Origin of the sequence: Actinoplanes sp. NPDC051343 (assembly GCF_044455125.1) — a bacterium.
Lineage (GTDB): Bacteria > Actinomycetota > Actinomycetes > Mycobacteriales > Micromonosporaceae > Actinoplanes.
In genome coordinates this window covers 40,370-52,725 of the sequence record NZ_JBITEL010000018.1, presented here as the reverse complement: position 1 = coordinate 52,725, position 12,356 = coordinate 40,370, and the positions used below count along the sequence as shown (strand labels likewise).

11 protein-coding genes are annotated in these 12,356 nt (G+C 70.1%); 3 read left to right on the top strand and 8 right to left on the bottom strand.

Features of this window, described 5'->3' with window-relative positions; all coding sequences use genetic code 11:
* Positions 1 to 364: 364 nt before the first annotated feature.
* The 6 genes from ACIA5C_RS42175 to rfbA form a co-directional block, all read right to left on the bottom strand.
* Positions 365 to 1,858: an oligosaccharide flippase family protein gene (locus tag ACIA5C_RS42175; protein ID WP_396065670.1), complete on the bottom strand. Its 1,494-nt coding sequence runs from the start codon at positions 1,856 to 1,858 to the stop codon at positions 365 to 367.
* The gene (locus tag ACIA5C_RS42170; protein ID WP_396065668.1) at positions 1,855 to 2,898 is read right to left on the bottom strand and encodes a hypothetical protein; all 1,044 of its coding nucleotides are present in this window, start codon (positions 2,896 to 2,898) and stop codon (positions 1,855 to 1,857) included. The genes ACIA5C_RS42175 and ACIA5C_RS42170 overlap by 4 nt, the downstream gene beginning before the upstream one ends.
* Complete coding sequence (locus ACIA5C_RS42165) at positions 2,898 to 3,935, bottom strand: NAD-dependent epimerase/dehydratase family protein (RefSeq protein ID WP_396065666.1); 1,038 nt, start codon at positions 3,933 to 3,935, stop codon at positions 2,898 to 2,900. The genes ACIA5C_RS42170 and ACIA5C_RS42165 overlap by 1 nt, the downstream gene beginning before the upstream one ends.
* A 140-nt stretch (positions 3,936 to 4,075) precedes the next feature.
* A complete protein-coding gene (locus ACIA5C_RS42160; protein WP_396065879.1) occupies positions 4,076 to 5,503 on the bottom strand; it encodes a sugar transferase in 1,428 nt (475 codons plus the stop codon).
* Positions 5,504 to 5,895: 392 nt separating this feature from the next.
* A complete protein-coding gene (gene rfbC, locus ACIA5C_RS42155; RefSeq protein ID WP_396065664.1) occupies positions 5,896 to 6,510 on the bottom strand; it encodes a dTDP-4-dehydrorhamnose 3,5-epimerase in 615 nt (204 codons plus the stop codon).
* Complete coding sequence (gene rfbA / locus ACIA5C_RS42150) at positions 6,507 to 7,391, bottom strand: glucose-1-phosphate thymidylyltransferase RfbA (protein ID WP_396065662.1); 885 nt, start codon at positions 7,389 to 7,391, stop codon at positions 6,507 to 6,509. The genes rfbC and rfbA overlap by 4 nt, the downstream gene beginning before the upstream one ends.
* A gap of 46 nt (positions 7,392 to 7,437) precedes the next feature.
* On the opposite strand from rfbA, the gene rfbB reads away from it, so the two are divergent.
* Positions 7,438 to 8,415, top strand: coding sequence for a dTDP-glucose 4,6-dehydratase (gene rfbB / locus ACIA5C_RS42145; protein ID WP_396065660.1), 978 nt, complete (start codon positions 7,438 to 7,440; stop codon positions 8,413 to 8,415).
* The gene (gene rfbD, locus ACIA5C_RS42140; RefSeq protein WP_396065877.1) at positions 8,415 to 9,248 is read left to right on the top strand and encodes a dTDP-4-dehydrorhamnose reductase; all 834 of its coding nucleotides are present in this window, start codon (positions 8,415 to 8,417) and stop codon (positions 9,246 to 9,248) included. Before rfbB ends, rfbD begins: the two co-directional genes overlap by 1 nt.
* Positions 9,249 to 9,276: 28 nt before the next feature.
* Here rfbD and ACIA5C_RS42135 read toward each other — a convergent pair whose 3' ends face one another.
* Both ACIA5C_RS42135 and ACIA5C_RS42130 read right to left on the bottom strand, forming a co-directional pair.
* A complete protein-coding gene (locus ACIA5C_RS42135; protein WP_396065658.1) occupies positions 9,277 to 10,002 on the bottom strand; it encodes a helix-turn-helix domain-containing protein in 726 nt (241 codons plus the stop codon).
* A 32-nt stretch (positions 10,003 to 10,034) separates the two neighbouring features.
* Positions 10,035 to 11,306, bottom strand: coding sequence for a lysine N(6)-hydroxylase/L-ornithine N(5)-oxygenase family protein (locus ACIA5C_RS42130; protein WP_396065656.1), 1,272 nt, complete (start codon positions 11,304 to 11,306; stop codon positions 10,035 to 10,037).
* 84 nt (positions 11,307 to 11,390) lie between these two features.
* On the opposite strand from ACIA5C_RS42130, the gene ACIA5C_RS42125 reads away from it, so the two are divergent.
* Positions 11,391 to 12,344, top strand: a complete 954-nt coding sequence (locus ACIA5C_RS42125) for a methionyl-tRNA formyltransferase (protein WP_396065654.1) — start codon at positions 11,391 to 11,393, stop codon at positions 12,342 to 12,344.
* Positions 12,345 to 12,356 lie beyond the last annotated feature (12 nt).

The window sequence follows — 12,356 nt, the reverse complement described above, 5'->3', positions numbered from 1 at the left end:
CGGCCCGCCTTGGCCTGCCAGCCCGCCTTGGCCTGCCAGCCCGCCTTGGCCTGCCAGCCCGCCTTGGCCTGCCGGTCTGAGCTGGCCCTGCCGGTCTGAGCTGGATTGCGTGCGCTGGGCTGCCTGTGACGGGCCGCCCGCCCGCACCGACACCGCCCCGCCCCTCGTCAGCCAGCCACCTGCGCCAGCTGTGCCGCGGCAGCGCGCCTCTGCCGGGTCAGAGGCGCGCTGACGGCCGCTCCGGGCGGGCCGCACCCCCGAACCCGGGGCGCACCGGTTCACGTCCTCAAAACGGCTTACAGGGGCAAAGAAGAAGCGCTCGGCAGGTTGTCCTGCCGAGCGCCTTCTCCTGTCGTACGCGGGCTCAGTCGAGCGCGGCCGCCGGCTGCCGGCGGCGGCGGATCAGCTGGATCCATTCGAGCAGCTGGGCGCGGGGGATCGCGGCCGGCACGTAGACCGCGACGCCCACGATGCCGCCGATCGCCAGCTGGAAGAACTCGATCGACCCGACGTAGCGGACCACGGCCGCGGTGGCCACGCCGGCCAGAACCGCGGCCAGGATCGGCCGGATCAGGGCGGTTGCCACCGGCCCCAGCTTGACGTTGCTGCGGTGCAGGGCGATCGCGGCCAGCGGGATCGCCACGACGAAGCCCACGCCGACCTGCGCGATGGCCGCGCCGCGGATGCCGTCGTGCTGTGTGGCCACCCACAGGGACGGGAACAGCACCGCGGCCCAGCCGAGGTTGAGCCACAGGGTGGCCCGGGTGGCGCCGGCGCCCATCAGGGCGTCCACGCACAGGCCGGTGACCATGCGGACGAGCGTGAGCGCGACCAGGATCGTCAGCACCGGGGCGGCCGGTTCCCACCGGTCGCCGTACAGGAAGCCGATCAGCGGGCGGGCGAGCGCCGACGTCAGGGCGATGATCGGCGCGACCACGATCACCAGCAGCGGCAGCGAACGCTGCACGCCGTCGGACAGGGCCGCGTCGTTGTCCTCCGACAGGCGGGAGAAGCCGGCCACCGAAACGTACCGGATGGCCTGGCCGAGCGTGTTCTGTGCCCAGCTGGAGACGTTGAAGGCCAGCAGGTAGAAGCCGACCAGGACCGGACCGGTGAGGTGGCCGATGATGGTGAACTGCACGTTCGTCACGAACGCCTCGACGCCCAGGCTGGCCGCGAGCGGGATGCCGAAGGACAGGAGCCGGCGGGCGATCGCCCGGTCCAGCCCGTACCGGAACGGCACCTCGCCGAACTTGAAGACCATCACGCCGGTGACCGCTGCGCCGGTGACCGCGCCCCAGGCGAAGCTGGCCGGCCCGGTTCCGTGCAGGGCCAGGCCGATGGCGACCGCCGCGTTCGCCACCAGGCCGACCGCGTTGGCGGTGACCAGCCGGCCCTGCTGGAAGTTGCGCATCAGCGCGCCGCTGCGGACCGCGGTGATGCCGTCGATCACGATGATCAGCGCCAGGAGGCGGACCACGCCGGTCGCCTCGCGGTTGCCCGCCGCCGCCGCGAAGGCCGGAGCGGCCAGCCAGAACAGGCCGTAGATGAGGGTGGCCAGCGCCATCGCCAGGGACGCCGCGGTCGGCGCCATGTCCTCGAGCTTGCCGCGCCACTGCACGGTGGCGGCGATCAGGCCGACGTCGTTGATGTGCATGAGCACGGCGGTGGCCGCGATGGCGATCGCGTACACGCCGAAGTCGGCCGGGGCGAGAATGTGCGCCAGGGCCAGCCCCATGGCGAACGAGCCCATCTTGGTGATGAACGTACCCAGCAGGCTCCAGCGCAGGCCGCGCCCGGCCCGCTGGCCGATCGTTTCCACGACTTGCGGTTCGTCGATCGCCGAGTCGGCGGTCATCGCACTCCTGCCGTGTCGGTGTCACGGGAGGGCACGGTCGGCGACTCCACCTTCTCCAGCCAGATCTCCCGCCAGTACGGGGTGATCGAGCGCGGGCAGCTGCCGCTGAACGCACCCTCGCAGATGATGCCTTCGAGGACGATGCACGGCTGCCGCATCACCAGCATCTCGCCGGTGTGCTCGTCGATGATGTGGTCGACGCGGCGCAGCACGCGGGCGGTCTGGCCGCAGAACCGGGCCATCTCGGCGTCGAAGCCCATGCCGCGGTTGAGCAGCTCCGGGTTGAGGGTCTGCTCGATCTCCTCGCGGGACTTGATGCGGACGATGTCGCCGGGCTGGAGGCCGAGCACGGCGGTCGGCGTCTTGCCTTCGACGCGGCCGACCAGGTCACCCCAGCGCTTGCCGCCCTTCACCCGCAGCTTCGGCGGCAGCTTGCGGATCGAGACGTCCTGGATGCGGTTGTAGAGGCCGACCAGCGTCGAACGGGTCATCCAGAAGGCGCTGACGTTGCCGCTGCGCACGTCCTGGACGTACTGAGCGAGCTCGCGGACCGGCAGCTGGTGGGGGGTGGCGCGGCCCAGCTCGGTGGCCTGGCACCGGTAGCGGGGCTGCCCGGCGTCGCCGTCCGGGCGCCGGCTGGCGATGGTCAGCAGCGGCAGCAGCCGCGGCTCGTTGTCGGCCGCCTCCGGCGTGGTGTCGACCGGGGTGTCCGGCGCGACCTTCCGCAGCCAGTCGAGCTTCCAGAAGATCAGGCAGGCCGCCTGGCAGCCGCCGTGGGCGCCGCCGGAGCAGCGCACGCCGAGCAGGTGCACGGCGTTTTCCATCTTCCGCATGCCGCCACGGGTGAGCGTGTCGCAGGACTTGTGCGCGACCTTGCCGACGCGCAGCCGCTTGCCGCAGTACTCCAGCATCTCCGGCATGAACGGGAGGTTGTCGAGCTCGCCGGTCTCGTCGAGGGTGGCGAGGATCTCGGCCCGGCTGCGGACCTCGACGACGTCGCCGACCTTGAGCACGAGCGGGTTGGTGGCCGGTGCGGTCATCAGGACTCCTCGGTCCATCGCAGGTCGGAGCCGATGCGACCGGCACCGTGCAGCTCGTTGATTTTCTTGAGCCGCTGGTGGCGCGGACCGAAGAGGTCGTCGAGCCGCAGGCCGTAGCGCTGGTACTGCTCGGCGAGCTGCTCGATGCCCGTGCGCACGGTCCACTGGGGCTTGAAACCCGGCACCTCGGCGGCGATCCGGTCGCAGGACACCCGGTAGTTGCGGGCGTCGGCGCCGGCCCCCTCGGCGAAGGTGACCTCGCCGCCGACGATCTCCTGCACCAGCTGGGCGACGTCGCGGATCAGGTAGTTCTCGTCGGAGTGGCCGACGTTGAACGGCCGGGCGTGCACCGTCTCGCGGGGCGCCTCGAGCAGCGCGATGAACGCCGACGCGATGTCGTCGGCGTGCACCAGCGGGCGCCAGGCCATGCCGTTGCTGCGCAGGCCGACCTTGCCGGCCAGCAGCGCGTGCCCGACCAGGTCGTTGACCACCAGGTCGCCGCGCAGGCGCGGCGAGAAGCCGTACGCGGTGGCGTTGCGCAGGAAAACCGGTGAGAAGTCGTCGTCGGCCAGCTTGACCAGGTCCTGTTCGGACAGGATCTTCGACTCGCCGTACGGGGTGAGCGGCGCGAAGGCCGCGTTCTCGTCGAGCGGCGTGTCGTCGGTGCCGGCCCCGTAGAGGCTGCACGACGAGGAGAACAGGAACCGCGTGACGCCGGCGTCCTTGGCCGCCTGGGCGAGCCGCACGGTCGAGCGGTGGTTCACCTCGTACGTCAGGTCGGGGTCGAGGTCGCCGAGCGGGTCGTTGCAGAGGGCGGCCAGGTGCATCACCGCGTCCGGGGCGACCTCGGCCAGGTGGTCCCTGGTCACGTCGCGCAGGTCGACCCGCAGCGCGGGCACGTCCTCGGGCGCCGGCCCGATCGTCCCGTCCGCGAAGAGGCCGGTGTCGAGGCCGACGACCTCGTGACCGGCGGCGATGAGACGGGGTACCAACACACTGCCGAGGTAACCCTCGTGGCCGGTTACGAGAACTCGCATGCCTTAACTCCAGGGTACGGGCGCCAGAGACGCACGGATCTTATGCAGTGGCCGTTGCCGCGACGGACCCGTACTGGCTTTCTGCCGGGTCCGGTCGGCACATCCACACATTCGGTCATTGGACTGCGTCCGAAATTCCTTCAGTACGCTCCGGAGCTCCGCACCACGGCGCTGACCGTGCGGGCCAGGATCGCCACGTCCATCGCGAGCGACCAGTTCTCGACGTACGTGAGGTCGAGCCGGATCGACTCCTCCCACGACAGGTCGGAGCGGCCGGAGACCTGCCAGAGGCCGGTGAGGCCGGGCTTGACGACCAGCCGGCGGCGCATGTCGTCGGGGTAGCCGGCGACTTCGCGGGCCAGCGGTGGCCGGGGCCCGACCAGCGACATGTCGCCCTTGAGCACGTTCATCAGCTGGGGCAGTTCGTCGAGGGAGAGGCGGCGCAGCCAGCGGCCGACCGGGGTGACCCGGGGGTCGGACCGCATCTTGAACAGCTCGCCGTCGCTGTCGTTGAGGTTGCGCAGTTCCTGCAGCCGGGCCTCGGCGTTGACGACCATCGTGCGGAATTTGTAGAGCACGAACGGGCGGCCGTCCTTGCCCACCCGTTCCTGCCGGAAGATGGCCGGGCCGCGGCCGCCCGCCCCGAACCGCACCAGCAGTGCCACCACGAGCAGCAGCGGCGAGAGCATCAGCAGGAGCAGGAACGCGCCGACCCGGTCGAACGCGTTCTTGACCAGGCGGGCGCTGCCTTTCAGGCGCGGGTGCTCGACGTGCAGCATGGGCAGGCCGTCGACCGGGCGGATCGTGGTGCGGTCGCCGGCCACGTCGACAAGCGTGCTGGCCACGATCAGGTCGATCTCGTCGCGTTCCAGTTGCCAGGCCAGGCGGCGCAGTTCGGCGCCGTCGATCTCGGGACAGCTGAGCACGACGACGGTGTCGGCCCCGGCTTCGATGACCGCGGCCGCGACCTGGTCGAAGTTGCCGTATATGGGTGGTAGCCCGTTGACCGGCTCGCTGTGGGTGCCGGGCGGCAGGCAGGCGCCGACGATGCCGAGACCGTGATGGCTCTCGTGCCGCATGCGCCGGCTCATCTCGGCGACCGCCTTCGCGTGACCGACCAGGATCACCCGATGCAATCGATCGCCCCGCGACCAGGAGCGGTGCAGTAACTGACGGAACACGTATCGTGCCGCCACGTCGACGACCGTGGCCATCGGAACGGCGATGATGACGTAGCCGCGAGCCAGACGGAGGTCGAACGAGAAGGAAATAATGGCCAGGACGGCGGTCAGGCCGAGCCCGGAACGGACCACCCGGGCGTATTCGTCGGTGCCGACGAAAAGGTGGCGCGACTCATAGGCTCGATTGAGCGCGAGCACCGCGATCCAGGGCAGTGGAAATACCAACGTCAACAGTCGGTAGTCCAGCAGGAACGTATCCGTGTTTGATCCGCGGAATCGAAGGGCGAGTGCGGCCGACGCGGCGGCCAGACCCACGATCCAGTCGATGAAGATCAGACCAAGCGCGTACTTGCCGCGCCAGTCGGAGCGGGCCGGTGTAGTGGGCAGCTCGTCTTCCCCAAGAGTGTTGAGCTGCCGCTTCTTCTGGTTGATATCGACGGTCGACCCTGACTCGATCGTCTGCACGCCTAGCCTCCGTCATCGACTGCGGCCAACCAGGGTCTTCGACTGCTGGTTGGGAAGGGTCTCCTCGGCGAGCCGGTAGACCTCACCCGGGGAATACTGCTGAATAGTCCCTCGTTCGCGCTACATCCTTCCGTTCGACTCGGGTGACGAATCGGAGGATGCCAATTCACAAGCTGGTGCAAGGTGTTCAATTCGGGCGAACGCCGTGCACCGCGTACTTCGGAGCACAACGTATGGGAATTGCCGCCGGGAGCGGCGCACCCATACTCCACCGAACTGCGGCGGTCAATCGGTCATGGATGAACGGGAATGTATTAAATCCGACCGTTCTTTTTCTGGGCCGGGTCTTCGGTGAACGTGAGGCAGGTTTCGTATTTCGGGAGCAGGCCGCTGTCGCGCGCCTCGGCGAGCGAGGGCGCTTCCGCGTCCTTCATGGACAGTAGTGGGACGGTTACAGGCCAGGCAATGTCGAGTTCCGGATCGAGCGGGTCGATGCCGTGCTCGTGCCCCGGGCGATAGGTGCTGGAGCAGAGGTAGGTCACCGTGGCGCCCTCGGACAGCGCGCAGAACCCGTGGCCGAGGCCCTCGGCAAGGTAGACCGCTCGGCGGTCCTCGTCATCCAGCCGGACCGCCTCCCAGGTGCCGAACGTCGGCGAACCGACACGGATGTCGACGATCACGTCGAGTACGGCGCCGGACACGCACGTGATGTATTTCGCCTGACCGGGCGGCACGTCGGCGAAGTGGATGCCGCGGACGACGTCCTTGGCCGAGGTCGAGAGGTTGGCCTGGGCCAGATCGAGCGGATGGCCCACCGCGGCCGCGAGCGCGTCGAACCGGTACCACTCCATGAAGGCGCCACGCGGGTCACGGTGCTGCACCGGGGTCACCTCGAAGGCACCCTGGATGGCGAGCGGGCGGATCTTCATCGCGCAACACCGTACTCTCCGGTGGTCAGCAGCCTCGCGAGGTATCCGCCGTATCCACTTTTCAGGAGTGGCTGCGCGAGCTCGAGCAACTCGTCGTCGGTGATGAAGCCGTTACGCCACGCGGCCTCCTCGACGCACCCGATCTTGAGACCCTGGCGCTCCTCGATGACCCGGACGTACTCCGAGGCCTGCACCATCGACTGGAAGGTGCCGGTGTCGAGCCAGACCGTGCCCCGGTCGAGCGGGGTCACGTCGAGGCGCCCCTGCTTGCGGTACTCCTCGTTGACCGCGGTGATCTCGAGCTCGCCGCGCTCGCTGGGCTCCAGCTTCTCGGCGATGCGCACCACGTCGGCGTCGTAGAAGTAGAGGCCCGGCACGACGTACGTCGACTTCGGGCGGGCCGGCTTCTCCTCGATCGAGAGCACCTTGCCGTGCTCGTCGAACTCGACCACGCCGTAACGCTCCGGGTCGGCCACCGGGTAGGCGAAGATGCGCCCGCCCGCCGGCTGCTGGAACGCGCCCAGCTGCCGGCCCAGGCCGACGCCGTGGAAGATGTTGTCGCCGAGGATCAGGGCGACCGGCTGGTCGCCGATGAAATCGGCGCCGATACGGAACGCCTGGGCGATTCCGTCCGGTTTCGGCTGCTCGGCGTAACTCAGTGAGAGCCCGAACCGGCTCCCGTCGCCCAGCAGCCGCTCGAAGTGGGGCTGATCCTCCGGCGTGGTGATCACCAGGACCTCGCGGATCCCGGCCGACACGAGGGTGGTCAGCGGGTAATAGATCATCGGCTTGTCGAAAATGGGCATGAGTTGCTTCGACATGGCCAGGGTTATCGGCCAGAGCCGGGAGCCGGTGCCACCGGCGAGCAGGATTCCGCGCACCGGGGAAGACTAAACAGGGGCGGCAAAGCAGGTAGAGTGCCCAGTCGTGCAGATTTTCGTGACCGGCGGTGCCGGTTTCATCGGATCGGCCTATGTCCGGGCCCTCTTGCAGGATGAATACGCCGGTGCGGCTGGGGCGTCCGTGACGGTTCTGGACCTGTTGTCCTATTCCGGTAATCGCGCGAACCTTCCGCTGACGGATTCCCGATTGCGCTTCGTCCAGGGCGACATATCGGATTCGGCGCTCCTGCGGGAGTTGGTGCCCGGTCACGACGTGATCGTCCATTTCGCGGCCGAATCCCATGTGGACCGGTCCATCTCCGGCGCACTGCCGTTCGTGCAGACCAACGTGCTCGGCACGCAGGCACTGCTCGACGCCGCGCGGGCCGCCGGCGTCGGGCGCTTCCTGCACGTGTCCACCGACGAGGTGTACGGCTCGATCGCCGAAGGCTCGTGGACCGAGGACTGGCCGCTCGCACCCAACTCGCCGTACGCCGCCTCCAAGGCCGGCTCCGACCTGATGGCGCTCGCCGCCCACCGCACACACGGCATGGACGTGGTGGTCACCCGGTGCTCCAACAACTACGGGCATCACCAGTTCCCGGAAAAGGTCATCCCGCTGTTCGTCACCAACCTGCTCGACGGCAAGCAGGTGCCGCTCTACGGCGACGGCGGCAACATCCGCGACTGGCTGCACGTCAGCGACCACTGCCGGGGCATCCAGCTGGCGCTCGAGAAGGGCCGGGCCGGCGAGGTCTACAACATCGGCGGCGGCACCGAGCTCAGCAACAAGGAGCTGACCGGGCGGCTGCTCGAGGCCTGCGGCGCCGGCTGGGACATGGTGCGCCGGGTCGAGGACCGTAAGGGCCACGACCGCCGCTACTCGCTCGACATCACGAAGATCAGCGACGAGCTCGGGTACGCCCCGCAGGTCACCCTCGACGAGGGTCTCGCCGCCACGGTCAGGTGGTACCGGGAGAACCGCGACTGGTGGGAGCCGCTGAAGGCGCGGGCGGCCATCTGATGCGGTGGCTGATCACCGGAGCCGGCGGCATGCTCGGCCGGGATCTGTGCGCTGTGCTGGCCGCGGCGGGGGAGACCGACGTGGTCGCGGCCGGCCGGGCCGACCTCGACATCACCGACGCGGACGCGGTCCGGGCGGCGGCCGACGGCGCCGACGTGGTGGTCAACGCGGCGGCGTGGACCAACGTCGACGGGGCGGAAACGGACGAGCAGGCCGCGTCGGCGGTCAACGGCCACGCCGTACGGCATCTGGCCGAAACGGCCGGGAAGCGGCTCATCCAGGTCTCCACCGACTATGTTTTCGACGGTGCGGCGGCCGTGCCCTACGCCGAGGAGGCGCCGCGGGCGCCGATCAACGCCTACGGCCGGGGCAAGGCCATCGGGGAGCAGGCCGCGTTGTCGGCCGGCGGCTTCGTGGTGCGCACCGCCTGGCTGTACGGCGAGCACGGGCCCAACTTCGTGCGCACGATGCTGCGTCTGGCGGCCGCGCGCGACACCGTGGACGTGGTCGACGACCAGGTCGGGCCGCCGACGTGGTCGTTCGCGCTGGCCGGGCAGATCGTGGCGCTGGCCCGTTCCGGCGCGCAACCCGGCGTCTATCACGGCACCGCGAGCGGGTCGACGTCGTGGTTCGGGCTGGCGCGGGCCGTGTTCGAGGAGGCCGGGCTCGCCCCGGAGCGGGTGCGGCCGACGACGAGCGACAAGTTCGTGCGCCCGGCGCCCCGGCCGGCCTACAGCGTGCTCGGGCACGACCGGTGGGCCGAGACGGGCGTGGCCCCGCTGCCGTCCTGGCGATCGATGCTGCACGAGGCGATGCCGGTCCTCAGGCCGTGAGAGCCGCGGCGGCGGCCGCCGCCGACGGTCAGGAGCCGTAACCGACGGATTCGTCGCCGGGGCGGTCCAGCCGGATCGTCAGCTCGGCCGCGGCTGCGCCCGGGGTGGCGCGGGCGGCGAACTCGCGGGACAGCGCGTCGAGCCGCTCGGCGAACTCGTAGAAGGTCGCGTCGTCCATCGGCACCCGGCGGATGTCCTGCAGCCGCGGGCCACGCGGGGACTCGAGGCCGGGGGACCGACGTGGCCGCGGGGCGGGTGCGTGTGACGGCGGCGTGGACACCTCGGGGGATTCGCCCGGGCTCCGGTCCGCGGTGCGCTCCCGCGGCGCGGCGTCGGCGCCTTCGGTGGGCTCGGCCGGGACAGCCTCCGGCAGTGACTCGTCCGCGGGCCGCGCCACCGGGCCGGCGCCGGGATCTTCCGTGGAGCCGGCGGCGCGTGACGGCGGGTCCGGCGGCCGGGGGACGGTCCAGAGCGGCGTCGGGTACGGCTCGCCGGCGAGCCAGGTGAGGCCGGGGATCGGGGCCGGCGCGGGCAGGGCCGGGGGAGCAGCCGCCGCCGTGCTGACGTAGACCGGGGTGGGTACGCCGTGCTCGCGGCGGCTGGTGCCGACGCGGACGAGGCCGTCGCGTTCCAGGAGCTTGAGTTCGTAGCTGACGACGCCGCCGGCGACGCCCAGCCCGGCCGAGAGGCGGGCCACGGTGGCCGGGCCCGCGCGGAGAAGGCTGAGGATCCGGTCACGCACGTCGCCTGTCATGGCAGACATTCTGGGCGCACCGGGTAGGGAGATCAAACAGGGGCACCGATCGTGGCGGGGCTGGTGCGGTGGGCGGTGATGGACTCCAGGATGTCGCCGGCGCGGACGGCCGCGTTGGAGAGCAGGGACGCGGTGATGCCGTGGGTGTGCTCGGTGCCGCCCTGCAGGTAGACGCCGGCCGTCATCGGGGCGCGGGAGCGCAGGCGGTAGTCGCGCTCGACGAGCGGGCGGCCCAGTTCGTCGCGCTCGAAGAAGCCGGCGGCCGCGCCCAGCAGCGGGAACGGGTCGACCGGCTGGTAGCCGGTCGCGCACACCAGGACATCGGCGTCCAGCGTGGTCGTCTCGCCGGTGGTGAGCGTACGGACGGAAACCGCGACCCGGTCGCCCAGATCTCGGGCCGACGCGAGCCGGGAGACGTTGAGCAGGCGCAGGCGGCGCTCGCCGGTGACCTTCTCGCGGTAGGCGCGGCGGTAGAGGGCCTCGATGAGGCCGGCGTCGACGACCGAGTAGTTCGTGTTGCCGTGGTAGTCGATCAGCATCTCCTTGACCGCGTCGGGGGCGGCGAAGAAGTCGTCGACGGCGGCCGGATCGAAGATGCGGTTGGCGAACGGGCTGTCGTCGGCCGGGCTGTAGCCGTAGCGGGAGAAGACCGCGCACACCTCGGCGGCCGGGAAGCGTTCGTGCAGATAAGCGGTGATCTCGGCGGCGCTCTGCCCGGCGCCGACCACGACGAAGCGGCGGGCGTCCGGCGGCACCGAGCCGATGTTGGTGAGCAGGTCGCGGCTGTGCCAGATGCGGTCCGAAGCGGTGACGCCGCCCGGCAGCAGCGGGCGCAGCCCGGTGGCGACGACGAGGTTGCGGGCCCGGCGGACTCCGGCGCCGGCCACCTCGACGTCGAAGGCCTCGAGGACGCCGTCCCGGACGACGGGGGCGACGCCGGTGACCGCATGGCCGTACGAGACGAGATCGTCCACCTTGGCCGCCGCCCACTCGAGGTAGTCGTGGAACTCGACGCGGAGCGGGAAGAGATTCTTGTGATTGATGAAGTCGATCAACCGGTCCCGCTGCTTGAGATAGCAGAGAAAGCTGAACTCGCTGCTCGGGTTGCGAAGGGTCACCAGGTCCTTGAGGAACGACACCTGCATCGTGGCGTCGTCGAGCAGCATCCCGCGGTGCCAGCCGAACCGGGGCTGCTGCTCGAAGAAGGCCGCCGTTACCGGGGCGTCGTGGTCCCGCAGGGCTGCGGCCAAGGCCAGATTGGACGGGCCGAAACCCACTCCGACCAGGTCGTACATCGCTGACATCGGCAGTCTCCCAGCAAGATCGAGGGCGCCTCGGGCAAGGTTAGACTAACCTAACTTTTCGCGATGGATGAGCCAGGAGGCGCTGTGCGAGTTGTCATGTTCGGGTACCAGACGTGGGGTCATCGGACGCTGCAGGCGCTGATCGACTCGGAGCACGAGGTCACGCTGGTGGTCACCCATCCGCCGAGCGACCACGCGTACGAGCGGATCTGGAGCGACTCGGTCGCCGATCTGGCCGCCGGGCGCGGCATCCCGGTCGAGGTCCGCGACCGGCCGGACGACAGCCTGCTCGGCGCGCTGAAGGCGGCCGCCCCGGACGTGATCGTCGCGACCAACTGGCGCACGTGGATCCCGCCGGAGATCTACGAACTGCCCCGGCTCGGCACGCTCAACGTGCACGACTCGCTGCTTCCGGCGTACGCGGGCTTCTCGCCCTTGATCTGGGCCCTCATCAACGGCGAGCCGGAGGTCGGTGTGACCGCCCACATGATGGACGCCGAACTGGACGCCGGCGACATCGTGCTGCAGCGCCCGGTGCCGGTCGGGCCCCGCGACACGACGACCGACCTGTTCCACAAGACCCTCGCTCTGTTCGGGCCCATCACGGTCGACGGCTTGGCGCTCATCGCCGCCGGGAAGACCGGGTGGGCGCCGCAGGACCGGTCGAAGGCCAGCTTCTTCCACAAGCGGTCCGAAGAGGACAGTCGCATCGACTGGACCTGGACGGCCGAGGAACTGGACCGGCTGATCCGCGCGCAGTCCGACCCCTATCCGAACGCTTTCGCCTTCCACCGCGGGACCCGCTTGCGCATCGTGGGTGCCTCGGTTTCCGAGGGTACGTACGGCGGCACGCCCGGCCGCATCTTCATCAGCGAGGGCGACGCGGTCGTGATCGTCGCCGGCGCCGGGGCCCGCTATGGGAAGAGTCGCGGCCTCGCTCTGGAACGCGTCCGGCTCGACGACGGCACCGAACTGCCCGCGGCGTCGTACTTCAGGACCATGGGCGGATATCTCACGAGCCACCCTGTTCCAAATTAGGTAAGCCTTACC

What these genes read in the sequence shown, in the direction of transcription:
- ACIA5C_RS42175 (WP_396065670.1), bottom strand. Translation starts at nt 1,858, where the DNA reads ATGACCGCCGACTCGGCGATCGACGAACCGCAAGTCGTGGAAACGATC.
- ACIA5C_RS42170 (WP_396065668.1), bottom strand. Translation starts at nt 2,898, where the DNA reads ATGACCGCACCGGCCACCAACCCGCTCGTGCTCAAGGTCGGCGACGTC.
- ACIA5C_RS42165 (WP_396065666.1), bottom strand. Translation starts at nt 3,935, where the DNA reads ATGCGAGTTCTCGTAACCGGCCACGAGGGTTACCTCGGCAGTGTGTTG.
- rfbC (WP_396065664.1), bottom strand. Translation starts at nt 6,510, where the DNA reads ATGAAGATCCGCCCGCTCGCCATCCAGGGTGCCTTCGAGGTGACCCCG.
- rfbD (WP_396065877.1), top strand. Translation starts at nt 8,415, where the DNA reads ATGCGGTGGCTGATCACCGGAGCCGGCGGCATGCTCGGCCGGGATCTG.
- ACIA5C_RS42135 (WP_396065658.1), bottom strand. Translation starts at nt 10,002, where the DNA reads ATGACAGGCGACGTGCGTGACCGGATCCTCAGCCTTCTCCGCGCGGGC.
- ACIA5C_RS42130 (WP_396065656.1), bottom strand. Translation starts at nt 11,306, where the DNA reads ATGTCAGCGATGTACGACCTGGTCGGAGTGGGTTTCGGCCCGTCCAAT.